Origin of the sequence: Fontibacillus panacisegetis (assembly GCF_900102215.1) — a bacterium.
Lineage (GTDB): Bacteria > Bacillota > Bacilli > Paenibacillales > Paenibacillaceae > Fontibacillus > Fontibacillus panacisegetis.
In genome coordinates this window covers 150,601-174,695 of the sequence record NZ_FNBG01000001.1, presented here as the reverse complement: position 1 = coordinate 174,695, position 24,095 = coordinate 150,601, and the positions used below count along the sequence as shown (strand labels likewise).

At 41.1% G+C, this 24,095-nt stretch carries 22 protein-coding genes and 1 pseudogene; 17 read left to right on the top strand and 6 right to left on the bottom strand.

Features of this window, described 5'->3' with window-relative positions; genetic code table 11:
* Positions 1-117: 117 nt before the first annotated feature.
* The gene (locus tag BLS49_RS00795) at positions 118-1,353 is read right to left on the bottom strand and encodes an aminopeptidase (RefSeq protein ID WP_091225895.1); all 1,236 of its coding nucleotides are present in this window, start codon (positions 1,351-1,353) and stop codon (positions 118-120) included.
* A gap of 630 nt (positions 1,354-1,983) precedes the next feature.
* On the opposite strand from BLS49_RS00795, the gene BLS49_RS00790 reads away from it, so the two are divergent.
* Together BLS49_RS00790 and cysI are read left to right on the top strand one after the other, a co-directional pair.
* The gene (locus BLS49_RS00790) at positions 1,984-3,828 is read left to right on the top strand and encodes an assimilatory sulfite reductase (NADPH) flavoprotein subunit (RefSeq protein WP_091225894.1); all 1,845 of its coding nucleotides are present in this window, start codon (positions 1,984-1,986) and stop codon (positions 3,826-3,828) included.
* Between the two features lie 33 nt (positions 3,829-3,861).
* The gene (gene cysI, locus BLS49_RS00785; protein ID WP_091225892.1) at positions 3,862-5,577 is read left to right on the top strand and encodes an assimilatory sulfite reductase (NADPH) hemoprotein subunit; all 1,716 of its coding nucleotides are present in this window, start codon (positions 3,862-3,864) and stop codon (positions 5,575-5,577) included.
* Positions 5,578-5,753: 176 nt separating this feature from the next.
* On the opposite strand, the gene BLS49_RS00780 is transcribed toward cysI, so the two are convergent.
* The 3 genes and pseudogenes from BLS49_RS00780 to BLS49_RS25675 form a co-directional block, all read right to left on the bottom strand.
* Positions 5,754-6,581: a CPBP family intramembrane glutamic endopeptidase gene (locus BLS49_RS00780; protein WP_091225890.1), complete on the bottom strand. Its 828-nt coding sequence runs from the start codon at positions 6,579-6,581 to the stop codon at positions 5,754-5,756.
* A gap of 125 nt (positions 6,582-6,706) precedes the next feature.
* Positions 6,707-7,066 (bottom strand): GNAT family N-acetyltransferase, encoded by a 360-nt coding sequence (locus BLS49_RS00775; protein WP_217640014.1) that lies wholly within the window; start codon positions 7,064-7,066, stop codon positions 6,707-6,709.
* 301 nt (positions 7,067-7,367) lie between these two features.
* Positions 7,368-7,595, bottom strand: a pseudogene (locus BLS49_RS25675) (alcohol dehydrogenase catalytic domain-containing protein); the annotation flags it as partial.
* 329 nt (positions 7,596-7,924) lie between these two features.
* Between BLS49_RS25675 and BLS49_RS00765 the strand changes: the two are divergent.
* From BLS49_RS00765 to BLS49_RS00755, 3 genes are all read left to right on the top strand, one after another.
* Positions 7,925-8,953 carry a LacI family DNA-binding transcriptional regulator gene (locus tag BLS49_RS00765; RefSeq protein ID WP_091225886.1) on the top strand — a complete coding sequence of 343 codons (1,029 nt, stop codon included), beginning with the start codon at positions 7,925-7,927 and terminating at the stop codon, positions 8,951-8,953.
* Positions 8,954-9,023: 70 nt separating this feature from the next.
* Entirely contained in the window at positions 9,024-10,580 is a 1,557-nt protein-coding gene (locus BLS49_RS00760; RefSeq protein ID WP_091225884.1) for an ABC-F family ATP-binding cassette domain-containing protein, read from the top strand.
* A gap of 103 nt (positions 10,581-10,683) precedes the next feature.
* Positions 10,684-11,565, top strand: a complete 882-nt coding sequence (locus BLS49_RS00755; RefSeq protein WP_091225882.1) for a LysR family transcriptional regulator — start codon at positions 10,684-10,686, stop codon at positions 11,563-11,565.
* Here BLS49_RS00755 and BLS49_RS00750 read toward each other — a convergent pair.
* Positions 11,550-12,788 (bottom strand): MFS transporter, encoded by a 1,239-nt coding sequence (locus tag BLS49_RS00750; protein ID WP_091225881.1) that lies wholly within the window; start codon positions 12,786-12,788, stop codon positions 11,550-11,552. The two genes, BLS49_RS00755 and BLS49_RS00750, sit on opposite strands and share 16 nt — an antisense overlap.
* 120 nt (positions 12,789-12,908) lie before the next feature.
* Positions 12,909-13,460, bottom strand: a complete 552-nt coding sequence (locus BLS49_RS00745) for a helix-turn-helix domain-containing protein (RefSeq protein ID WP_091225879.1) — start codon at positions 13,458-13,460, stop codon at positions 12,909-12,911.
* 153 nt (positions 13,461-13,613) lie between these two features.
* Between BLS49_RS00745 and BLS49_RS00740 the strand changes: the two genes are divergently transcribed.
* From BLS49_RS00740 to BLS49_RS00685, 12 genes are all read left to right on the top strand, one after another.
* Positions 13,614-14,015: a DoxX family protein gene (locus BLS49_RS00740; RefSeq protein WP_091225877.1), complete on the top strand. Its 402-nt coding sequence runs from the start codon at positions 13,614-13,616 to the stop codon at positions 14,013-14,015.
* Positions 14,016-14,306: 291 nt separating this feature from the next.
* Positions 14,307-14,732: a DMT family transporter gene (locus BLS49_RS00735; RefSeq protein WP_091225875.1), complete on the top strand. Its 426-nt coding sequence runs from the start codon at positions 14,307-14,309 to the stop codon at positions 14,730-14,732.
* A 65-nt stretch (positions 14,733-14,797) separates the two neighbouring features.
* Positions 14,798-15,496: a Crp/Fnr family transcriptional regulator gene (locus tag BLS49_RS00730; protein ID WP_091225874.1), complete on the top strand. Its 699-nt coding sequence runs from the start codon at positions 14,798-14,800 to the stop codon at positions 15,494-15,496.
* A gap of 33 nt (positions 15,497-15,529) precedes the next feature.
* Positions 15,530-15,994 carry a DMT family transporter gene (locus BLS49_RS00725; protein ID WP_091225872.1) on the top strand — a complete coding sequence of 155 codons (465 nt, stop codon included), beginning with the start codon at positions 15,530-15,532 and terminating at the stop codon, positions 15,992-15,994.
* A gap of 244 nt (positions 15,995-16,238) precedes the next feature.
* Positions 16,239-17,222, top strand: a complete 984-nt coding sequence (locus BLS49_RS00720) for a carbohydrate deacetylase (protein ID WP_175471258.1) — start codon at positions 16,239-16,241, stop codon at positions 17,220-17,222.
* Positions 17,223-17,878: 656 nt separating this feature from the next.
* Complete coding sequence (locus BLS49_RS00715; RefSeq protein WP_091225869.1) at positions 17,879-18,601, top strand: YebC/PmpR family DNA-binding transcriptional regulator; 723 nt, start codon at positions 17,879-17,881, stop codon at positions 18,599-18,601.
* Positions 18,602-18,739: 138 nt separating this feature from the next.
* Entirely contained in the window at positions 18,740-19,405 is a 666-nt protein-coding gene (locus BLS49_RS00710; protein ID WP_245742220.1) for an acetylglutamate kinase, read from the top strand.
* A gap of 282 nt (positions 19,406-19,687) precedes the next feature.
* Positions 19,688-20,512 (top strand): molybdate ABC transporter substrate-binding protein, encoded by an 825-nt coding sequence (modA, locus tag BLS49_RS00705; RefSeq protein ID WP_091225868.1) that lies wholly within the window; start codon positions 19,688-19,690, stop codon positions 20,510-20,512.
* 32 nt (positions 20,513-20,544) lie between these two features.
* Complete coding sequence (gene modB / locus BLS49_RS00700; RefSeq protein WP_425432098.1) at positions 20,545-21,234, top strand: molybdate ABC transporter permease subunit; 690 nt, start codon at positions 20,545-20,547, stop codon at positions 21,232-21,234.
* 148 nt (positions 21,235-21,382) lie between these two features.
* Positions 21,383-22,105 carry a LuxR family transcriptional regulator gene (locus BLS49_RS00695; RefSeq protein WP_091225865.1) on the top strand — a complete coding sequence of 241 codons (723 nt, stop codon included), beginning with the start codon at positions 21,383-21,385 and terminating at the stop codon, positions 22,103-22,105.
* A 94-nt stretch (positions 22,106-22,199) separates the two neighbouring features.
* The gene (locus BLS49_RS00690) at positions 22,200-22,844 is read left to right on the top strand and encodes a hypothetical protein (protein ID WP_091225863.1); all 645 of its coding nucleotides are present in this window, start codon (positions 22,200-22,202) and stop codon (positions 22,842-22,844) included.
* Between the two features lie 331 nt (positions 22,845-23,175).
* On the top strand, positions 23,176-24,090 hold the full coding sequence (locus BLS49_RS00685) for a tyrosine-type recombinase/integrase (protein WP_091225861.1): 915 nt from the start codon (positions 23,176-23,178) through the stop codon (positions 24,088-24,090).
* Positions 24,091-24,095 lie beyond the last annotated feature (5 nt).

Sequence of the window (24,095 nt, the reverse complement as noted above, 5' to 3'; positions counted from 1 at the left end):
TAGTGGGTTTAAAACCATACATTTGACTCAGAAGACGAGAACAAAAACTCCCCAAAATATACTGTGTGATTTGATGTACTTCGCTTCGCACATATATATGGGGAGTTTTTTTACACGTTAGGCCCAATTTCCATTTCTGAATAAGGGTTCAATCGTGCCGTCCGGCAGCTCGCCGTCGATTTCCAGCTCAGCGGAGCCGATCATGAAGTCAACATGAGTGAGGCTGACATTGGCTCCTTTTTCAAGTAGCTCTTGTTTACTTAATTTCGTTCCGCCTTCGATATTTACCGGATACGCACTGCCTAATGCCAAGTGGCAAGAGGCGTTCTCGTCAACGCCAGTGTTATAGAACACACGGTTCATTCTGGAAATAGGGGAGTCAAAAGGAACAAGGGCCACTTCTCCAAGATAGGAGGCCCCTTCATCGGTAGCGAGCAGGGTAGTCAGATGTTCACGACCTGAAGTTGCATCATAGGATTCTACTTTACCGTCCTTGAAAGTCATTTGAATTCCTTCAACTAATCTTCCGTTCAGATTGAGGGGTTTTGTACTGGTAACCGTACCGTTAACTCCAGTCCGCAGCGGCATCGTAAAAATTTCCTCTGTCGGCATGTTCGCCACAAAAAATATCCCCGCCCCATTCTCGTCACCACCGCCAAGCCATTGATATCCGTCAGGCAGTTCGATATGCAGGTCTGTTCCTGCAGCCCGATAATGCAGAAATCTATATCGTTTATCGTTCATAAATTGCTGACGTTTTTTAAGCTCCTGTATATGATCACGCCATGCTGCAACGGGATCAGTATCACCATCCTGTACCTGAGTCATCTGGAATACGGCTTCCCACATCGCATCAATTCTTTGATCCTCAGGCAAATCGGCGAAAACCTTGTTTGCCCATGCAACAGTAGGAGCTTTAACCAAAGACCAGCTAATGATATTGTTGCGTGTATAGTGGGAAAATTTCTCCCTTGCTATAGCCGCTGCTTTGACTGCGGTAGATACTTTTTCGGCATCAACGCCACGCAGCAGCTCTGGATCAGGAACTTTAATATGTAACAACGCGCCGCCCGCTTCAGCGAGCTGTTCCATCTTGTCTGCTTCCCATTTCGGGTAATAAGAAAAAGTGTCCTCGGCTGCTTTGTCATATCGTATACGTGAGATTTGTTCATCCATCCATTCCACATGTACATATTTAGCCCCGGCCTCATATGCTTTGGCAACAATTAATCGTGTTAATTGTACAGTTTCTAAGGGGGATTGAACCATAAGGATCTGCCCAGATTGAATGTTGACGCCAACTTTGACGACCAGATCCGCATATTTTTCTAGCAGGATATCGAAGTTTTTCATGAATGATTCCCTCCTGATTTAAGGTTTTGTAAAGCTCGATCATTTTATAGCTGTACTAATTATTGTATCACACCTAGCAAATGCATTTGGATGGTGAGCCTTTGGAAGGTATCTAACGTCTATTTAAGTGACATAAAAATTATTATGTAAACTATTTTGGAATATCCCTTGATGTTCTCCTAAATGTAGAGCAAATAAGGGATATTATTCCTCATTTGCTCCCAATCAGCTAACCTTTACAACATAAGGGGGCTTTTTCCCTCCATGCTGGTGTTAGTGCAATAATAAAAGAATTAACAGAAGTATGAGCGTCAATAGTGACGTAGTAGAAAAGGTGGGTGGAGCGGAAAACAGGAGAATTTTAGCAGGCAGTTTAAAAGATGGACGGGAGAGTCTCCAACAGGCTTTAGAAATCGCTTTCATTAGTAAATTTATACATTATCAATTTTCCTAATAGAACCTATAAAATCATTAGAATTGACCTGTTCTGGCAAGCTATGATAAGTTCTAACAAGAAGATGAAAGTGAGAGAAAGACTACGGAATTACTTGGTATTATTTTTTACTTGTTGAGCTTGGAATTTATTGTTTAAATGTGAAACTTATTATGTAGGGTCGTGAGGTGGATGTGTTGGAACTTCAAGTCACAAACAGTCCTTTTACACAGGAACAGGTAGAGCTTTTGAATCGTCTGCTGCCGCAGCTGGGTGAATACCAGAAAATCTGGTTGAGCGGATACTTAACTGCTGCTCAGGGAACGGCGGTAATTTCCGGATTGGCATCAGCACCTGAAGCGGCTCAAATAACAAGTGCTGCTCCTCAGGCTGCTCCAGTATCCAAAGAGGTAACGGTGCTATTCGGATCACAGACAGGCAACAGCCACGGGCTTGCCAAGAAACTGTCGAAAAAGCTGGAAGAGCAGGGATTTCAAGTTTCTCTGTCATCAATGGGAGATTTTAAATCTAACAATCTAAAAAAAGTAGAGAATCTTTTCATCGTGGTAAGCACACATGGGGAAGGAGAACCACCGGATAGTGCGATTCCGTTCCATGAGTTCCTACACAGCAAGAGAGCTCCGCAGCTCCAGAATTTACGCTATTCCGTACTTGCGCTTGGCGATACTTCCTATGAGTTCTTTTGCCAAACGGGTAAAGATTTTGACCAGCGTCTCGAGGAGCTCGGCGGAACACCGGTAGTACCACGTGTAGATTGTGATGTCGATTTCGATGAACCTGCTGCAGAATGGATGAATCAGGTTTTAAATGCTTTAAATTTAGCTGAGGGAGCCTCTAGCAGTGCAGGTTTAGCAACCGGAACAACCGGAGCGGCCACTAGCAATGCTGAATCACAATATTCACGATCCAATCCTTTTCGCGCAGAAATACTGGAAAACCTGAATTTGAACGGACGTGGATCGGATCGGGAAACTCGCCACATTGAGTTATCATTAGAAGGTTCTGACCTTCAATATGAGCCAGGGGATAGCCTTGGTATTTATCCAGAGAATCATCCTCGCTTGGTAGACGAACTGATCGAAGCTTTTGGTTGGAATGCAGGGGAGCTTGTTCCAGTGGGCAAAAATGGTGAGCAGCAAACCGTACGTGAAGCATTACTGCGTTATTATGAAATTACTGTTCTGACCAAACCATTGTTAACTCAAATTGCAGAGCTTACAGGTCATACCGGACTCAAAGAGCTGCTTAATGCAGGTCATGAAGAAGCGCTACGTTCTTATATAAATGAAAGCGATCTGTTGGATCTTGTACAAGATTATCAGTTGAAAGGCGTATCTGCAGACAAGTTAATACCTCTTTTCCGCAAAATACCGGCTCGTCTCTATTCCATAGCGAGCAGTCCGAATGCTTATCCAGGCGAGGTACATATCACGGTTCGTACAGTTCGTTATGAGACAAAGGGACGTAATCGGTACGGAGTATGCTCAGTTCAACTAGCAGAGAGACTCCAGTCAGGTGACGAGCTGCCAATCTATATTCAGCATAATGACAATTTCAAGCTTCCGGAAAATCCGGAAACTCCGATTATCATGATTGGTCCAGGTACTGGTGTTGCCCCGTTTAGAGCGTTTCTTGGTGAACGTGAGGAAAGTGGTGTCGAAGGAAAATCTTGGTTGTTTTATGGAGACCAACATTTTTCCACCGATTTCCTGTATCAGCTGGAGTGGCAAAAATGGCTTAAGGACGGCGTATTAACTCGTATGGATGTCGCTTTTTCACGGGATACCGATAAGAAAGTTTATGTACAGCATCGGATGCTTGAGAAGAGCAAGGAGCTTTACGCATGGCTGCAAGAAGGAGCTGCGGTATATGTATGCGGTGATGAGAAGAAGATGGCTCATGACGTTCATAACGCATTGCTAACTATTCTTGAGCAAGAAGGAGGCTTATCTCCTGAAGCGGCTGCGGAATATTTAACTTCATTGCAACAGCAGAAACGTTATCAGCGGGATGTCTACTAGAGTCTCATTGATTTACGGAGAGGAGATTGTAATATGTCAGATAATAACTTATTGTCACCTAACAGTGCACCGTACAGCGATGTTGAAGATATAAAAATTAGAAGTAATTATTTACGCGGTACGCTTGAAGAAGTACTTGAGGATCGAATTACAGCGTCGATCCCTGAGGACGAAAACCGCTTGATGAAGTTTCACGGCAGCTATATGCAGGATGACCGGGATTTGCGTAATGAGCGTAAGAAGCAAAAGCTTGAGCCTGCTTATCAATTCATGCTACGTGTGCGTGCTCCAGGAGGAGTAGTAACACCTGATCAGTGGCTAATGATGGATCGTATTTCACATAGCTATGGCAATGGAACCATTCGTCTTACTACTCGCCAGTCGTTCCAAATATACAATGTATTGAAATGGAACATGAAGAAAACGATTCAGGAAGTACACAATTCATTACTGACTACTCTAGCTGCTTGCGGTGACGTAAATCGTAATGTCATGTGTAATCCGAATCCGGACCAATCCGAGATTCATGCTCAGGTGTATGAGTGGGCATGCAAGCTGAGCAGTCACCTTGAGCCACAAACCAAAGCTTATCATGAGATTTGGCTGGACGGGGAGAAGGTACTCGACAGTAAAGAAGAGCAGGAACCGATTTATGGCCATTTGTACTTGCCGCGTAAGTTCAAAATTGGCATTGCAGTACCACCATCGAACGATGTTGATGTATTTTCACAAGATCTTGGCTTTATTGCAATTGTCGAGCAGGGCAAGCTCATCGGATTTAACGTTAGCGTCGGCGGCGGTATGGGGATGACGCATGGTGATCCTAACACTTATCCTCAAGTTGCAAAGGTGATTGGCTTCTGTACTCCAGAGCAAGTGATCGATTTGGCGGAAAAAACAGTTACAATTCAGCGTGATTACGGTGACCGTGCAGTCCGTAAACATGCCCGCTTTAAGTATACGATTGATGATCGTGGAGTCGAATGGTTCGTAGAAGAGCTGAAAAACCGTCTAGGCTGGGGGCTGGAGGAGGCTCGTCCTTATCATTTTGAGCGCAACGGTGACCGCTATGGCTGGGTGAAAGGGAATAAAGGCAAATGGCACTTTACGCTGTTCATCCAGAACGGACGAATTAAAGATGAAGAAGATTATCAGCTAATGACAGGTCTTCGTGAAATTGCGAAGATTCATACTGGTGATTTCCGTCTCACAGCAAATCAAAACCTGATCATTTCAGATGTGACCACCCAGAAAAAGAAGCAAATTGAGGCGCTTGTTGCACAGTATGGATTAACTAACGGCAAGCATTATTCCGCACTTCGCAGAAATTCGATGGCCTGCGTATCCTTGCCAACCTGCGGTCTTGCGATGGCGGAGTCAGAAAGATATTTACCGTCGCTGCTCGATAAGATCGAACCGATCCTGGAAACGAACGGGTTAAGAGATGATGACATCGTCATTCGGATGACAGGTTGCCCGAACGGCTGCGCAAGGCCAGCTCTGGCCGAGATTTCTTTTATCGGTAAGGGTCCTGGCAAATACAATCTCTATCTCGGAGGTAGTTTTTCCGGTAATCGGCTGAACAAGCTGTACAAGGAAAACATCGGAGAGACAGAAATTTTGGATTCGTTAACACCGATTATCAAGCAATATGCTATAGAGCGGAATGATGGCGAGCATTTCGGAGATTTCGTCATTCGTGCCGGATATGTTCCTGAGGTTACTTCAGGCCAATACTTTCACGTATAAACTTATATGAGAAAAAGGAGTGCACCTCTTAGCTGACACCCAATAAGGAAGTATCAAGGAACATGCAGATTGGTAGTCGGCAAGTGGAATGTGACAATAAAAAGACGGACTATCGGCGTAAAGCTGAGCGTCCGTCTTTTGCGTTGAGAGAGGGGAAGGGCGAAGCCATGACACGCTCAACGGGGTTCCAAAGGGGCACTCTTTGGAACTATTTTCCTGCTCTTTTTGTCGTATATCACAACGGTTACAATTGAAACAAGAACAATCACAGCATTTGCGGCAATAGTTCCCGCCCAAGTCATAGGCAGGATGCCAAAGACGGGGGATGCCGCATTGAACATGGTGTGGAATAATACGCACATAAATACATGGCCTTTTCCTGATATTTTGTAGATTGCCCCGTAGAAAAACCGAAACGCAATGAGTTGAACTGCAAACATCCAAAAGTCAATAAGTCCCTCGTAGTGACCCGTCCCCGGAATGAAGAAGAGAGGGAGATGCCATAAAACCCAAATGATTCCAACAGAAATAGAAGATAAAACAAATCCATATTTTTTGTCAAGCTCAGGCTGCAATATGTACATCCAGCCAGATTCCTCCAAGCCACCGATAATAAGATTACCAGGCAGGAAAAGGAAGAACATATAAAATGGAAGCTCCATTTCCGTGCGGCCCTCAATTGCAAGATGTAGTAAGAAATACAGTGCAAGCCCTGCAACAACAAACAAATAGAGAGATAGGTTATTTTTGGCGTAAAAAACAGTTTTCAGCCATTCCTTAAAATCTGCTATTTTGTTGTTTTTCTTCAGAACGATATATGAAGCAATAGCGGGCGATAAAATATAGATTGAAAAAGGAATATTCATCCCAAAGTCCTGTAACGATTGAACCGAAGAGTGAACCGAAAATCCGAATTGCCCAAGAGCAATCAAAGCACCTGACACAAGATAGGCTACGCAAAATGTCAGCATCGTAAATTGTACTATGATTTTTTTGTCTGTCACGATTTCTTCACCTCACATTTTGAAGTATATATTAATTTTAACGGATGGACACTTTGACTTTTATCACCTAATGTTTGCTTTCAGCCATTTCAAAGTTGTGCTCCGCTTAATAATCTCATATTTGTCTATAATTTTTTTTCCATAAGATAAAATAGTCCTTTTCTCCATTGAACTTCTCCGACCTTACGATAGTTTAGTTTTTCATACATACGAAGTGCATATGGATTCTGAAAAAAAGCATCCAATCTGATCGTTTCGAATCCCATTTGTTTTACAAGATCCTCTATAAGCAGCATGGTTGTTGAGCCAATCCCCTTATTCTGGAATAAAGGATTCACACATAATCTATGTATCACGCAAAATGAAGTATCAGGATGCTGCCATTTTCCAAATTGATATTCCTCGTCGAAATCTTGATTTAACACAAATACGGAGAACACTGCATCCAATTCGTGAGCCTTTGCTTTTCTTATTGAAAAATCCATCTGCACTCGATTCCTCCTTATAATAGTATCCATCCTCATAAATTGATTTTTATTATATTGGTCTATCACAAGTTTTACAATAAAAAACAGCCGAATGGCTCCTGAGATAACAGGGCATTCGGCTGTTTTATTAATAAGCTTATTTTTGAGGGGACACCAGGATTTTGACTTGATTTTTTTCTTTGAGCAGAGCTTCAAATCCGTTGTCAACAACCTCAGCCAGCTTAATTTTTTTCGTTACCAATTTGTCAGCAGGGAAGTAGCCTTGTCCCATCAAGCTGATGACAGAAGGGAACACGTCAATTTGACCGGAGAATTCATGTCCCATGACGATCGGAGCTTTTTCACCAGTAAGTGGATGTTCTGTATTTTCAGGAATGAAGATAGGGCCTGCTACATATTTGTGAAGGTCACTACCACAAATTCCGCACCATTCAACTTTAATTTTAACTTTACCTTCAAGAGCTGAAGGTTCGTCAATTGCTTCCAAACGAAGGTCTTTCACACCGTGCCATCTCAATGCCTGCATGAATTGTCATCTCCTAATATTCTATGATGAATTCAGTTGTTAAATATGCTAATTAGGGAAACGTTTCCGAAATCAAATATTTCATGTTTCGCATGAATTGTCAAATATAAAATATTAAAATTTAATCTACTAAAATTATGAATTTACGCACAATAATAGCGTTATCAATGATAGTAAAACGCTGGGATAAGGGAGCGTAGTGATTGTTCGATCATATCCATAATTGTAACTGTGTATCAGTCCATCAGAATGTGGTATAGTAACAGTAATAAAATGAGTGATAATTTCATAATTTCGAAAACGATTCCGAAAATGAAAGGGCGACTAAAGTGTCTAGTAAAAGGAAGGTCACGATTGAGGATGTAGCCAAGCAAGCGGGGGTAGGAATCGCCACCGTATCGAGAGCCATTAACAATTCCGGTGGAATTAGCGAGAAGACGAAATTGCATATTTTACAGGTTATCGATGAGATGGGTTTTGTTCCGAATACATCTGCTCAAAGCTTGAAAATTCGGCAGACCAATCAGATAGCTCTCGCTGTACCTGATATACGAAATGCGATCATACCAGATATTGCATGGTCTGTTGAGCAAGTAGCCAAGCAGTCCGATTACCGGGTGATTCAGATCAATACCTCTGGAAATGCCAAATTGGAATTGGATACATTAAGGGATGTCAAGAAATTGCATGTCGACGGTCTTATTATTATGCCTTTGGCCTATCCGAAGACGATGGTCGAGTTGATCAATAAATTAAATGTTCCGGTCTCAATAATCAATTACGGTAAAAGACTGACAGATACCGTTAAAGCCGATATCGTCAGCTTATCCAAGCTTGAGGGTAATATGGTAATGGAGCATTTGCACAACATTGGAAGAACCCGTATCGCCTATGCCGGGACACAGAAGGATGTTATTGAGGATCGGTATTATGCTTATGAGCATTCACTTCAACATCCTGTAGATGTGTCACTTGTATATTTTGGTGAAGATTTCTCGATTCAAACGGGACGGAGCGCAGCAACTTATTTTTTCAGTCTGAAAAATATGCCCGATGCTATTTACGCTGTAAATGACATGGTGGCGATTGGAATCGTGAATCGGTTTAAGGAGCTTGGGGTGCGTGTGCCTGAAGATGTTGCGGTGGTCGGTATAGACAACAATCTATGGACTACGCTTACTACTCCTCAAATTAGCTCAGTGTCCATCATGGGTGCGGAAGTGGCGAGGGTGGCGACTCAACTACTGCTTAAACGGATTCAGGAAAATAAGAGTGGGGAATATGAGAGGGTACAGCTTGAGCCGCGTCTTATTGTTAGAGAATCGAGTGTTTTAATTTCTCGTAATATTTCGCCTTGAATGGTTGAGTTGTTGTGCCCTTAACCTATATAATATAACGAGTATATTGTTGATATAGAAAGGTGTTTTCATGAGCATATTAAACGTAGAAAAACTTAGCCACGGCTTTGGAGACCGCGCGATCTTCAGTGACGTATCTTTCCGCCTGCTCAAAGGGGAGCATATCGGGTTAATCGGCGCTAACGGTGAGGGTAAATCCACCTTCATGAACATTATTACAGGGAAGCTCCAGCCGGATGAAGGTAAAGTGGAGTGGGCCAGACGTACACGGGTTGGATATTTGGATCAGCATGCGGTTTTAATGCAAGGTATGACGATTCGCGACGTATTGAGAAGTGCCTTCCAATATCTATTTGATATGGAACAAGAAATGAACGATATGTATGGCAAAATGGGGGAGGTATCTCCGGAAGAGCTTGAGCAATTGCTTGAAGAGGTTGGAACGATTCAGGATACCTTAACCAGTCAGGATTTTTATCTGATCGATGCCAAAGTTGACGAAACTGCTCGAGGTCTTGGACTTACAGATATCGGGCTGGATAAAGACGTAAATGACCTGAGTGGTGGTCAACGTACTAAGGTACTGCTTGCCAAGCTGCTGCTTGAAAAGCCGGACATTCTGCTTCTTGACGAGCCTACCAACTATCTTGATGAACAGCATATCGAATGGCTGAAACGTTATTTACAAGAGTACGAAAATGCATTTATTCTCATTTCACATGACATTCCATTCCTTAACAGTGTCATTAACTTGATCTATCATATGGAAAATCAAGAGTTAACCCGTTATGTTGGGGACTATGATTACTTCCAGCAAGTATATGAAGCCAAAAAGCTGCAGCTTGAAGCTGCTTATAAGCGGCAGCAGCAGGAAATTGCTGATCTGAAAGACTTCGTTGCCCGCAACAAGGCAAGTGTAGCTACACGTAATATGGCGATGTCCAGACAGAAGAAGCTTGACAAAATGGATGTGATTGAACTAGCGAAGGAAAAACCGAAGCCGCAGTTTAATTTCCGTGATGGAAGAACCGCAGGAAAGATGATCTTTGAGGCGAATCAACTGGTCATCGGCTATGATAGTCCATTGTCGAGACCTCTTGATCTTCGGATGGAACGTGGACAAAAAATCGCTCTGGTCGGTGCAAACGGAATTGGTAAAACAACGTTGCTCCGCAGCATTCTTGGCGAGATCAAGGCGATTTCCGGCTCCGTACAGCTTGGTGAGAACCTGGAAATCGGTTATTTTGAGCAGGAAATGAAGGATGCGAACTATAACACTTGTATCGAAGAAATCTGGAGTGAGTTCCCTTCCTATACTCAGTTTGAGGTTCGCGCTGCACTGGCGAAATGTGGACTTACGACTAAGCATATCGAGAGTAAAATCGCTGTGCTAAGCGGTGGGGAAAAAGCTAAGGTGCGCTTGTGCAAACTGATTAACCGTGAGACGAATTTGCTTGTACTTGACGAACCTACCAACCATCTTGATGTAGACGCCAAGGACGAACTGAAGCGAGCGCTTAAGGCATATAAGGGTAGTATTTTGCTAATCTCGCATGAACCTGAGTTTTATCGCGATGTAGTGACAGATACTTGGAACTGTGAATCGTGGACGACCAAAGTGTTTTAATCGACAAAGTTAATGAAACATTAGCCTGCAAACCGTATAAGGTTTGACGGGCTTTTTGTCTGAATATATGGGTAACAATATTACTAATAAGGCGGTGTAGTTCATGGAGTGGCAGCAGCTTGAATATTTTCAGACCGTGGCACGAATGGAGCATATGACGAGAGCAGCCCATGCTTTATCTATTTCGCAGTCAGCACTCAGTCGTTCGATATCCCGAATGGAGGAGGAGCTTGGTGTTCCTCTGTTTGACCGTCAAGGTCGATCGATCATCTTGAATCGATATGGACAATTGTTTGTAAAGCGGGTACATCGAATGATCAAGGAGCTTGAGGAGGGACAAGCTGAGCTTCAAAGTCTAATTGATGGGGAAGCAGGAGAAGTAACGCTAGGATTCCTTCATACGTTAGGATCAAATGTCATTCCAGACCTCATTGTCAATTTTCGTGAAATATGCCCGAATATCCGGTTTCAGCTGAATCAGAACAACACCTTGTCACTTCAAGAACAGCTGATACAGGGTTCTGTAGATATGTGCCTATTGTCTTATCCAAATGAACATGTCCATTTAATGGAATGGAGGGAGCTGAAGAGTGAAGAATTGTACGTGTTTGTACCGCTTCATCATCGTTTGGCAAATCGCTCTTCCATTGATTTATCGGAAATAGCAGGGGAGCCGATGATTTCTTTCAAGAATGGCTTTGGACTTCGAAATTTAATTGATTATTACTGTATGGCAGCTGGCTTTACACCAAAAATTGCCTTTGAGGGAGAAGAGGTTCCAACGATTGAGGCTCTGGTAGCCGCTGGATTGGGGGTAGCTATCTTACCGGGTGTCAAAGGGATTAACAACCATCAGATCGTCAGGTTGAAGGTGACTTCACCCCAGTGCCGTCGGGTAATCGGGATCGCATGGATGAAGGAGCGCTACATGTCTCCTCCAACCAAGCGTTTTCTTGAGTTCGTGATTCATTATTTTAAGAGATGAGGGGCCTTTTTCGGTAGTACAACGGTGAGTTCCAGGGACACAAACATTGCGATTAGCAGCAATATGCTGATCATATCGACGATGCCAGTCCATCCTGCACGGCTCCAGAACAATCCGCCAACGGTACCGCCCAGACTAGATCCTACATAGTAAAACAATAAGTATAGGGATGAAGCTTGAGCTTTACCTAATTTAGCACGGCTGCCTACCCATGAGCTGGCTGTTGAATGTGCTCCAAAAAAAGCAAATGTGACAACTGCGGCCCCGAACAAAATAAGGATAAGATGGGATGACAATGTGACTAAAATTCCAAATAACATCAGAGCAAGGTTGATCCAAAGCACTTTACTTCGACCTAACCGATCGCTTAATTTTCCCATGAAGGTTGAACTAAAGGTGCCTACAAGATAGAGAATAAAAATCCAGCCTAATACGGTCTGCGATAAATGATATGGAGCATCGCTTAGTCGGTATCCCAGATAATTGTACATCGTCACGAAACCGCCCATAAGAACTCCACCTAAAATAAACAGGCAAACAAGCCCTTTATCATGAAATTGTGCAGCAAATAAGGATAACACTTCCTTGGGCTGCATTTTTTTTGGTGTGAAATGGCGGGAGGCAGGCAAGTGGCGCCAGAAATAGATGCTGGCAATAAGGCTGATCATTGCTAAAACTCCAATGGCCCATCTCCAGGAGCTGAGGTCAGTAATCGTTCCGACCGAGATCCGTCCAAACAAACCGCCTACTGTATTTCCACTAATATATAGACCCATAGCAAAACCAAGGCTTTTGGGTTCCATTTCCTCTGATAAATAGGTCATTGCTATAGCTGGTAAACCCGCCAGTACAATCCCCTGAAAAGCTCTAATAATTAGCAGGCTTCCATAATTCGGCGCCAGTGCAGTCAGTAAGCAGCAGATTGAAGAAATGACTAATGAAATCGACATTAAAGATTTTCTGCCCACGCGGTCTGAGATAAAACCGGCTATAGGCAAGGATATCGCGAGTAATATTGTGCTCACCGATAGTGTGATGCTTGCAGCAGCAGGTGTTAAATTCATGGTTTTAGTGAATACTGGAAAAAGAGGCTGCACGCAGTATAGTACTGCAAAAGTAGCTAAGCCTGCCGCAAATAGCGCCAGGCTTCCTCTTTTATATTCGGCACTGCCGCGAGATAAATAATGATCTTGCTGATGTGATGATCGCGCACTTGCACTCAAGGTGTTCAGATCCTTCCTGGATAAGATACGCTAAGCATACACCCGAATATTATGATGTGTACAATTCATCTTTTACACTAAATCAATGCATTTCGGTAATCGATCGAATTGTTTAGTGAACTAAATAATGCCTAAATCCTGCTCTGATTCTCTATAGACAGCGATCATAATCAGGGCTGTTTCTGTACCTATATTTTTAACTAAATGAGGGGTACAAGCATTCCAGCTGAAGGAATCGCCCTCTTGAAATTCAGCAGCATCTTCCCCTTGCTCTGCATAAATAAGGCCTTTAATGACGATATGAACTTCCTCTCCTTCATGTGCATGGGGAGTATCTCCTGTAGAGGAGCCGGGGGGCAGTTCAACGATCATGGTTCTTACGTTTTTGGTAGAGCTTAAGTGCTCCACCTTTAATTTATCGCTCCCGCTTGTTGTAACTAACCGTTCATCTTTGCGCACGATATTCATTCGTTCTTCTTTTTTTAGCAGCAAGTAAGCAAGGGGGACTTTTAGGGCTCGTGCAATATTTTCTAATGTGGCAATGGATGGTGAGGTTTTATTGGTCTCGACCTGACTCATGAAACCTTGTGATAATCCTGTCTCTTCACAGATTTGTGCTATTGTTATGTTTTTTCGTTTACGTATCAATCGGATATTTGAACCGATATCCATATTGTAATCACTCCTGGAATATTTATAATACTTATTTTGATTTGATATTAGCATTAAAATGGTTGACATGCTAGTGAATCGATAATATATTAGTAAAACGAATATTAGTTCTTTATCGCTAATATTAAAAATACACAGAGAAGGTGGAGAGACATGAATAAGACTGCTGTTGTATCTATGTTAATGCGCATTGTGCTAGGTATAATTTTTGTGGCACACGCAGTAAGTAAATTTCAAATGGGATTAGAAAACGTATCAGGATGGTTTGGCAGCTTGGGCATACCTGGTTTCTTGGGATATATCGTGGCGTTCATCGAATTGCTTGGTGGGATTTTCCTAATTGTCGGCTTCCTTACGCGGTATGCATCTATATTGTTAGCCATTGTGCTTGCTGGAGCTATCTTTACTGTGAAGCTTCCACTCGGTTTGCTGGGCAGCGATCAAGGAGCTGGATATGAGCTTGATCTGGCATTGTTTATGCTGGCTCTATATTTTATAGTTGCTGAACGTACACCGTTATCTCTTGATCAAGTATTTTTTAAGAGACGGGGATAAATCATTAGCTTGAGGTGAACGAAGATGAATCCGACTTGCAAATATGATATACATTTTCCGAGCAAGCTTGATGGCAATAAAAAATATCCTGAAGTGGTTTAATAAAGAAACGATTAATGCTGTAAAAAAAGACTAAATTTGCACATTGATCACAATGAGGCTGGACTCTGGATAAGAGTTCGGTCTCATTTTTTCTATTTCAGGACATATGTCCTTCCCTATATATACTGAAATATCTTTTAATTAGGTTCAGATAATAATAGACAGAACATAACCAAGGAGCGAAACACAGTGAGAGGAATTATTTTTTCGATTTTAGGAGGAGCTTTTATTACTCTGCAAGGAGTAGCCAATGCCCAGATTAGTCAACAGCTTGGTACTTGGCAAGCGGCGACGCTTACCCAATTTACAGGGTTTCTGATGGCGCTTATGATCCTTCTTATTGTAAGGGATGGAAACAGACAAGGTTTCAAGCAGATAAAACCGTTGTATCTGATGAGTGGTTCATTTGCAGCGATCATCATTTACAGTGAAGTTACTGCCATACATCAAATTGGAATAACATTTACGATTTCCGCTTTATTGATCGCTCAATTGTGCCTGACTTTTTTGATTGATACTCAAGGATGGTTCGATGTACCAAAGCGGAAAATGAATCTTCCGCAATTTATTGGAATCGCGATGATGGTGGCCGGTGTAGTCATACTGAAATTTTGATATATTATGATTTGAAATCACTGATTTCCACAGATGTATGAAGGCTGGAGGCGAATGTTAATTCGATGAGAGAAATTCAGGATCAGGGGCTTATGAAGCAATATTTTCGAGCTCATCAAATTGAAGCTGTTTTTAATGAACCATTAATGCAGCATTTGGCTTTATATAGTTTTGACCGGGGAGAACATATTTGCACTCAGGGTGAATCCGCGCAGATGTTGTACGTTTTGGTCAAAGGAAAGGTTAAGATATACACTACATCTGTAGAAGGCAAGTCTCTAATTTTATCCTTTAAAACACCCCTTGAGGTGATTGGCGATATTGAGTATGTAAGAGGAAGCGACATTATTAATACCGTGGAGGCAGTCTCTCCGTTACATATGATTGGCATCCAATATCATTGGTTAGAAAAGTTCGGTAAAGAGTATGCGCCGTTTTTGCAATTTTTGCTTGAAATCATCACTCAGAAGTTTTATATCAAATCCGACTTTTTAAGCTTTAATTTGTTGTATCCGGTAGAGGTGAGGTTGGCCAGCTATTTGCTTTCCGTTTCGTTCGATGAATCAGATTCGTTATTTCAAGGTCAGCTTTATACTGTGAGCCTAATGGATACCGCCAATTTAATTGGAACCAGTTATCGGCATCTGAATCGGGTGATCCAAAAGTTCTGTCAGGATGGACTGGTTGAACGCAGTAAAGGTGGAATCATCGTGAAGGATCGGGAAGGATTACAGCAGCTGGCGAGCAGGAATATATATGAATAGAGCTATGTGAAAAAAAATTAGGGAGTTATCGAAATGATATTAGGAATCATGCTGGCGCTGATCGCTGGATCATTAGTTAGTTTGCAAAATATTTTCAACAGCAAGGTGAATGAATATACTGGCTCATGGTCGACTACGACACTAGTATTAGGAATGGGTTTTGTTGCTTCCTTTGTCATTGGCTTAATGGTCGAAGGAACTCAATTATTTGCTTTACAGAACCTGCAGGTATGGCATATGCTTAGCGGATTAACCGGAGTAGGCGTCGTGATTTGTCTAGTCCAAGGCATGAAACGGCTGAATCCTACTTATTCCATAGCGATCGTATTAACCTCGCAGCTTGTCACGGCATTGATGTGGGATTCCTTTGGATGGTTAGGTGTCGAGAAAATTCCTTTTACACTGAATAAGCTGTTAGGGGTAATTGTTATAGTTGGCGGGATTCTAGTGTTCAAATTCGGGGAGAGCAAGCAAAGAAGTGTGTCGAGCAGTAAGTAGTAAGATCGATGTTTCTTAGGCGTGCAAGCTACGGTTAAAGATCATGAGCTGAAGGTTTTGAAATTAACTAGAGGATAATTTATCTTTTTACGAATAGCACTTTTTAGAAATGACATTAGTGAACCTACCCGTTTGCTATTGGCGCTCTAAAAAGTGCTTTTTTGATATCAATGCTGATTTCTAAAAAGAACTGTAATGAAAGGAACGACATACAATATGTAATCTAGTGATGGAGGTGATTCCTATGTCCAAATATCTCATAATAAATGGTGATGACTTTGGTTTGAATGAGGCGGTTAATCGTGGAATTGTTGAAGCACATGCTGCAGGTACATTATCAAGTACTTCGCTTTTAGTAAATATGGCAGCGTTCGAGCAAGCCATTCAATTAGCTCGGCAATTACCAACATTAGGTGTAGGACTCCATTTTAATTTAACCGAAGGAATGTCAATTTCATCAGCTGAACAAATTCCATCACTCGTTTATACAGACGGTCTGTTCTCGGGAAATCGAAAACAATGGGTCAATAAGGAAATTGAATGTGAATTAAGCAACCAGTATAACAAAATGGTGTCAGCAGGCATACAACCTACTCATATTGATACTCATCATCATATTCATATGGAAATGCCGATGGTATACATTGTGATGAAGCGTTTTGCACAACGATTGAATATTCCTCTCCGCTTGAACTTAAAACTGAAGAGAATAATTAATCAATCATCAAGTACAGAACATCTTATTTTGGATACGTACGGCAAGCAAGATGGAATTACGCGAATGTTATCTCATTTGGAAGAGGTACAATCAGGAACGACAGAAATCATGACACATCCAGGATATCCTGAGGAGCCAGTCAAATCACTTAAACCTGAACAAGATTGGCGAAGCAATGAATTTCTCGTACTTACTAATGACCATATTAAAGATGCTCTACGAGAACATGGAATTCAATTAATTCATTATGGACAACTTGCAAAAGTTCGAGTAGATCATCAGGAAAAAGTGATGGAAGATCCAATAAAGATTATAGATATACCTCTTGTTGAAGACTCTGTTCAATACAAAGATTTAAGCACTAAGGATGAAATAGGTCAAAATATTATCTACACCAGAGTGAGCCATAAGAAAACCAGATATAGAAATAAGAAACGGAAAACAATCAAAAAAAATAAGAATGTACGCAGAAAAAGAAATTCACGTGTAGGACATTCAAAAAGAAGGTAATCGAAGCGAACTGAATCAACTATGATAAGATATTTATTAAATCATATATACAGGATGACGAGCCAGGAGAGCCAAACGATGGAGACAGAATATTTTGATGTGTTTGATGAGAATTTGTAGATCGCTCAAGAGAATCAGTATGCCGAGCATTTGATAGACAGAGAGTTTAACCATGTATTAATATATGAAAATGTAGAGCATAAGGAATTAAGAGTACCCGGTGTGACGAGCTATGTTCAAATTGCTAAAGAATCGGTTATAATATATACACTGGGGTAGATTTCTTAAATCATGTATATAGTACTCTATAGTATTCAGTAACCACTAAAACCTGCAAATGTGCAGGAATTTTCGACTGATGCTGCTGAAATAGAAGAAAAGCCTGCAAAAGTGCAGGAATTTCGCGCTATTATGGACAAACCAGATGATTGAGCTGAAAAAAGATGTACTTTTGCATGCTTTTGATTCGACTGGTCGAGTGAAGACAAAAAAGATGCACTATTGCAGGAATTTTGTGTCTAGTCACTGATCTGGTTGTAAATGTGATACGGTGGCAGGAGTTTCTCCTTTTTCCGCTTAATAAATAGCGTTGTATTATACGTATGGGTTCTGAAATTGTTTCTCTTGTACAAGTTTATAAAGAAAGCGGGAACAACATGGGTCGTAAATGGAATAATATCAAGGAAAAAAAAGCTTCAAAAGACGCAAATACAAGCCGCGTTTATGCCAAGTTTGGCGTAGAGATTTATGTAGCAGCGAAAAAGGGTGAACCGGATCCAGAATCGAACCGCGCTCTTAAAGTCGTACTTGAACGTGCAAAAACTTACAATGTTCCTAAGGCGATCATTGACCGTGCGCTGGATAAAGCAAAAGGCAGTGCCGAGGAAACATATGAAGATCTTCGCTATGAAGGTTTTGGACCGAATGGTTCCATGGTCATTGTAGATGCTTTAACAAATAACGTAAACCGTACTGCACCGGCTGTACGTTCCGCATTTAATAAAAATGGCGGGAATATGGGTGTGAGTGGCTCGGTATCTTATATGTTTGATTCAACTGCAGTAATTGGCATTGAAGGTAAAACAGCTGATGAAGTGCTTGAAATGATGCTTGAAGCTGATGTGGATGTAAGAGACATTGTGGAAGAAGACGGGTCTGTGATCGTATACGCTGAACCGGATCAATTCCATGAAGTTCAGGAAGCTTTCAGAGCAGCAGGAATTTCTGAATTTACTGTAGCCGAGCTTACAATGCTTCCTCAAAACTATGTTACGATCCCTGAGGATTCTCAAGCGCAGTTTGAGAAGCTTATCGATGCTCTTGAAGATCTTGAGGATGTTCAGCAAGTGTATCATAATGTGGAGTTTGAAGACGAATAGAAACAGTTGGATTTTAATCAATACCTTATTTTTATTTAGGAAAAACCGCAAAAAGCGGTTTTTCTTTTTTTATGCCCAGACTTTTTAGCCCTTACCCACATATTTTATGGGTATATAACTATGCGGGAGGTAAAAAGAGTGAATCATTATCCGATCAGCGGACAGCAGCCTTGGACACAAACAGCAAGTATTTATGGTGTAACCGTATATTATCCAGCCATTTATCCATACAGGTCAGTACCATTACAAAGCATTCTTTGTATAAGTAAAGCAGAAGCTCAGTTGAATCAAATATGGCGAAGCTTGTGGGAGCAGCATGTAGCTTGGACTAGAATGTTTATCATTAGTGTTGCTGGAAATTTAGCGGATGAGAAATTTGTAACGGAGCGTTTACTTCGTAATGCGCCTGATATGGCTGCTGTAATCAAAAAATATTACGGCGATTGTGTAGCGGCGAGGTTTAATCAATTATTTACCGATCATCTGGCTATTGCGGCAGAATTCGTGAAAGCAGCGAAGGCTGGGGATCAACAAGCGGCTGCGAATGCCGAGAAAAGATGGTATGCGAACGCTGATGAGATAGCAGAATTTCTGAGTTCAATTAATCCATACTGGTCCAAGGAAGAATGGACTAAAATGCTACACGAGCATTTAAAGTTAACGAAGGATGAAGCTGTATATCAATTGACAGGGCAATATAAATCAAGTATAGAAACATATGATTTAATTGAGAAACAGGCATTGGAGATGGCAGATATGCTTACGAAAGGAATTGTGCAGCAGTTTCCGAAAATGTTTAGCTAGACACTTCGCTCCGGCAAAAGCTGAAAGAATTGCAGGAGTCAGAATTCCACCTGTATTTTTACTACCCTCTTATTTGACAGATATCTGTCAGAATAAGGGGGTTTATTTTTGAATTTACTGGAATCAGGTAAGGTTGTTTAACGACGACATTAATTCACTAAACTGTACTATTTGTTTCAAATGATGATTTGATTTTCTGAAAACTATTTACATACAAATTACCATCATAATATAATCAGATATAATTAATTATAACTAAATATAAGATAGGAGTGTTTGTGGATGAGATTAATTAAGAGTAGTTATGTTTTGTTATCAATGTTGCTTTGTGTAGTATTGGTTGTAGGATGTAATAATGCGAACACTTCTAATACTTCGTCAAACCAGAATAATCAGATTAAAGAAGTGAAAAAGGTAGAGCTTACGATATCTGCAGCTGCCAGCATGACGGATGCCCTGCAGGAGATTCAAAAAGCATATGAAGAGAGTCATTCCAATGTGAAGATCAATTTTAATTTTGGAGCCTCAGGAGCACTTCAGCAGCAAATAGAGCAGGGAGCCCCTGCTGATTTATTCCTTTCAGCTGCGACCAAAAATATGAAGGCACTTGTTGATAAACAACTCATCGATTCCGGCGAGCAGCTGAATTTATTGAAGAATGAACTGGTCGTGGTTGTCCCCGCTGATTCACAAGTTAATGTTCAGACACTAAAAGATTTATCATCCTCAGAAGTAGGCAAACTTGCGATTGGGATTCCTGAGAGTGTACCTGCCGGAAACTATGCCAAAGAGGCGTTGACGACGGAGAATGTTTGGGACACGGTAGAAGCTAAAACTGTGCAGGGCAAGGATGTCAGACAAGTGTTACAATATGTTGAGACCGGAAATGCTGATGCTGGTTTTGTCTATAAAACAGATGCATTAACTTCTAGTAAAGTAAAGATTGCTCTTACCGTTGATTCTTCTAGTTACCCTGCTATTGAATACCCAATCGGTATAGTAAAAGCAACCCAATATCATGAAGAAGCAGAAGATTTCTATACCTATTTGCAATCACAGGATGCCATTGATGTATTCATCAAATACGGATTTACATCTGCTAAATAATATCCTCGATGAAGGTGACTAATATGACGACTATGGCGACAACAATATATGGTTCTGATTTTTGGTCACCTATCCGAATTTCCTTGCAGGTGGCGCTTCTGTCGAGCATCATTGTAATCATATTAGGTACGTTAACCGCATGGGGAATGTCACGTCGAAAATTTGTTGGAAAGACAGTAATTGAAACGGTGCTTATGCTTCCATTAGTTCTTCCTCCAACAGTAGTTGGTTTTCTACTCCTGATGCTGCTGGGACGAAAAAGCCGATTAGGGCAATTTATTGAATGGTTATTCTCTGCACCGATCGTATTTACGTGGTGGGCTGCAGTGATCGCTTCCATCGTAGTGGCTTTTCCGCTTGTATACCAGACGATGAAAGTAGGCTTTAGCTCAGTGGATCGAGAGCTTGAGGATGCAGGACGTTCAATCGGTGCGAATGAAAGGCAAGTGTTTCGTTACATTACGTTTCCGTTAATTTATCGTTCCTTTATGACTGCTTATATTTTGGGGTTCGCTCGTGCGCTTGGCGAATTTGGTGCAACCTTAATGCTTGCAGGAAATATACCTGGCAAAACTCAAACCTTGCCTACTGCAATATATGTAGCAGTCGATGCTGGCAATATGACTATGGCCTGGGCATGGACAGGCATGATGATTCTGATATCATTTCTTATGCTGCTGTTAATAGGCCGAAAGCAAGGGGAAGAAGTTACTCACAAGTAATATATTGTTTGAAAGACGCCTGATATGGGCGTTTTTTTTGTCAGTATTAAATCTGCTTCACCTTCAAAAATTGCCGGAATTTACCGATAATAAATGAAGCTTCAACTGTTTCCAGATCCAACATATACAGCGAGGAGGTACCGTCATCATGACAGAAGCAGTTACTTTTTTACCGAAAAAATGGGAACAGGTGCCCCGACAAAAATTTGAAGAGGTCCTTTCAAACAACTGTTTGTTAGTTAGTGCATTTCAAGACAGCATATTGCAAATAAAGGAATACCTGTCGGATACATACTTATTCTTACTTACTAATGTAGAAGGAATATTACTGGATCTGGATTTCAGTCAAAATATTGAGTCCATAGTAAATCATTCGCCAATACGAGCTGGAATGTATTTTACCGAGCAAAGCTGCGGAGTTAATGCAATTTCTGAAGCCATGAAGCATGAAGCCCCTATTTATTTACCGCCTGAAGAGCATGAATGCCTTGCCTTTAAAGACTGGCACTGCTTCTCGGTTCCATTGAAAATTGATAATAAAACAATTGGTTATCTGGATGTGTCAACCATTAACTCTGGAATGAACAGAGAACTAGTTGCTATAACGAAGCTTCTTCCTGCTCAAATGTTAATTAGTTATCAAGAGTACGTCAATGAGCAAGAGTCAGAGCTATTTTTCCAGAGTCTTACTGAACGCCAGCTAAAAGTACTTCAGCTTATTTCAAAAGGATACACAGTAAAAGCGATTGCGATCAAGCTCAAAATCAAGGAATGCACAGTGAACCATCATAAAAAAATTATTTTTGAAAAATTGGGCGTTCAGTCCAGCACAGAAGCAGTTTCCATCGCCGCTCGACACTCCATCTTGTGATTAACCTATAGATTTATATAGGTGGTAACATAAGGATCTTATGATAAACTTTTCTGGTATGAAAAATAAAGAGATATTCTATCAGGAGGGTACTATGTCTAAGAAAAAAATTGGGCTTTTGACGGTTATCCTAGTGCTGACTATGGCATTGGTAACTGCATGCGGGGGTACAAAAAAAGAGATTAGCTTAGGAACGACAACAAACGGCTCTTACACGAATGATTATTTTGGAGTGTCGTTGTCCTTTCCAAATGAATGGACATTTCAAAATGAAGCAGCCCTGAAGCAATTGATGGAGGAAAGCCGTGAAATTATTGCTGGTGACGACGAGAGCAAGAAAAAGCAACTGGATCTTGCTTCAATTAAAACATTGAACCTGTTAATGGCATCACAATATCCGCTGGATTCTGGACAGCTTGGTCCTTCAGTCGTGATCGTAGCTGAAAAGGTTAGCCTTCTTCAAGGTGTGAAGACAGGTAAGGACTATCTTGAAGCATCCAAGAAATTTTTGATCGATTCTCAGCTTCCATATAATTATAAAGACATTACGACGGCTAAGGTTGGCGGAAAAGATATGGATATGATGCAGGTTACGATCGAAAATGGCGATATGGTTATTACTCAAGATTACTATTGTTCAATCATTGATGGTTACGCATATAATATGATTTTTACCTACGCAGATGATGAAATGAAGGCAGAAACAGATAAAATTGTTCAATCTGTTAGTTTTAAGTAAGCTGTAATCCTATAACATCATTCTTTTATCTATCGAATCAGGCCTGATTTAAAAGGCCTGATTTTTGTTGTTTAGTGACTAATCGAAGATATACTAGTCAATGTTGTTGGAAATATTCAGGGATGTTTTTTATAGCATTTAAATAATGTGCTATAATTAAGTGCGCAAAACACGTATTTTGCGCACTTTTCATTGCAAGGGATTAATAATCTATAAGGTGGGGCGTAATTCTACTAAATCGTCGCACATATTATTCATATATTGGTATAAATCAACATCAATGATCAAACACACTGGAGATGGCACAACATGAATAACAGAAGTGATGACAATGGCTAGAAATTATTTACTGCAAGAAATTTATGCTGAGCCGCTACAAGCATTCACGATTTGGATGAAGCAATCCGGATATACGGAAACGACAAGAAAAGAATATTTGAGAGAAATTCACAGCTACTTGGAATACTTGGATGAACTACCTGTACAGCAGGCTGGAAAAATGAATGTTGTTGGTTATTTAGTATCTAAACAGGATACTGCAGGCGACAGAACGAGAAATCGAACGCTCTCAGCGATTCGGTCTTTTTATGCTGCATTAATAGATTTTGAGCTTGCATCTAAAAATCCTGCGATGGATGTCAAAAAGTCAAAAACAGAGAAAAATAGAAACCCTGTGTATTTAGAGGAGAAGGAGCTTGAGGAAGCACTTTCTTATGTAGGTGGAAGATATCGCGATAGAAATTTAGCTATCTTTTTATTGATGGGATATTGCGGGTTGCGTGTAGGTGAGGTGCATCGATTGAATCTATCTCATTTTAAGAAGACAAAGGGCACTCTTGAAGTGCTTGGAAAAGGGCGAAAATGGAATGAGATTCCGCTGCCAGAAATGGTTATGAAGTACCTGGAAAAAGTAGAGAAGGAGAGAATTCATCCCTACAGTAAGAAGGAAGATGCATTTTTTGTATCCCAAAAGGGGAGAAGACTCTCGATTCGTCAAATTCAAAAAATAGTGTCCGGAATCTTTGATGATTTTAAAGAGGATCACCCGGAAATGGCAGATATGAAGCTGTCCTGTCATAAACTCAGACACTCATTTGCAACGATGATGCTGAATCATAACGTAGATATACGAGTTGTTAAAGAGTTGTTAGGTCATGCATCTATCGAAACAACGATGGTGTATACGCATGTGAATGATGAACAGAAACGTACGGCAATGACTGCGCTACAAGTTCCCGACTTATAACAGAC

Bases quoted from the DNA above. Each gene is read 5' to 3' on its own strand.
- BLS49_RS00775 (WP_217640014.1), bottom strand. From the start codon at position 7,066: ATGGATTTTTCAATAAGAAAAGCAAAGGCTCACGAATTGGATGCAGTG.
- BLS49_RS00730 (WP_091225874.1), top strand. From the start codon at position 14,798: ATGAGAGAAATTCAGGATCAGGGGCTTATGAAGCAATATTTTCGAGCT.
- BLS49_RS00725 (WP_091225872.1), top strand. From the start codon at position 15,530: ATGATATTAGGAATCATGCTGGCGCTGATCGCTGGATCATTAGTTAGT.
- BLS49_RS00795 (WP_091225895.1), bottom strand. From the start codon at position 1,353: ATGAAAAACTTCGATATCCTGCTAGAAAAATATGCGGATCTGGTCGTC.
- BLS49_RS00695 (WP_091225865.1), top strand. From the start codon at position 21,383: ATGACAGAAGCAGTTACTTTTTTACCGAAAAAATGGGAACAGGTGCCC.
- BLS49_RS00690 (WP_091225863.1), top strand. From the start codon at position 22,200: ATGTCTAAGAAAAAAATTGGGCTTTTGACGGTTATCCTAGTGCTGACT.
- BLS49_RS00745 (WP_091225879.1), bottom strand. From the start codon at position 13,460: ATGGATATCGGTTCAAATATCCGATTGATACGTAAACGAAAAAACATA.
- BLS49_RS00685 (WP_091225861.1), top strand. From the start codon at position 23,176: ATGGCTAGAAATTATTTACTGCAAGAAATTTATGCTGAGCCGCTACAA.
- BLS49_RS00720 (WP_175471258.1), top strand. From the start codon at position 16,239: ATGTCCAAATATCTCATAATAAATGGTGATGACTTTGGTTTGAATGAG.
- BLS49_RS00715 (WP_091225869.1), top strand. From the start codon at position 17,879: ATGGGTCGTAAATGGAATAATATCAAGGAAAAAAAAGCTTCAAAAGAC.
- cysI (WP_091225892.1), top strand. From the start codon at position 3,862: ATGTCAGATAATAACTTATTGTCACCTAACAGTGCACCGTACAGCGAT.
- modB (WP_425432098.1), top strand. From the start codon at position 20,545: ATGGCGACAACAATATATGGTTCTGATTTTTGGTCACCTATCCGAATT.
- BLS49_RS00760 (WP_091225884.1), top strand. From the start codon at position 9,024: ATGAGCATATTAAACGTAGAAAAACTTAGCCACGGCTTTGGAGACCGC.
- BLS49_RS00755 (WP_091225882.1), top strand. From the start codon at position 10,684: ATGGAGTGGCAGCAGCTTGAATATTTTCAGACCGTGGCACGAATGGAG.
- BLS49_RS00740 (WP_091225877.1), top strand. From the start codon at position 13,614: ATGAATAAGACTGCTGTTGTATCTATGTTAATGCGCATTGTGCTAGGT.
- modA (WP_091225868.1), top strand. From the start codon at position 19,688: ATGAGATTAATTAAGAGTAGTTATGTTTTGTTATCAATGTTGCTTTGT.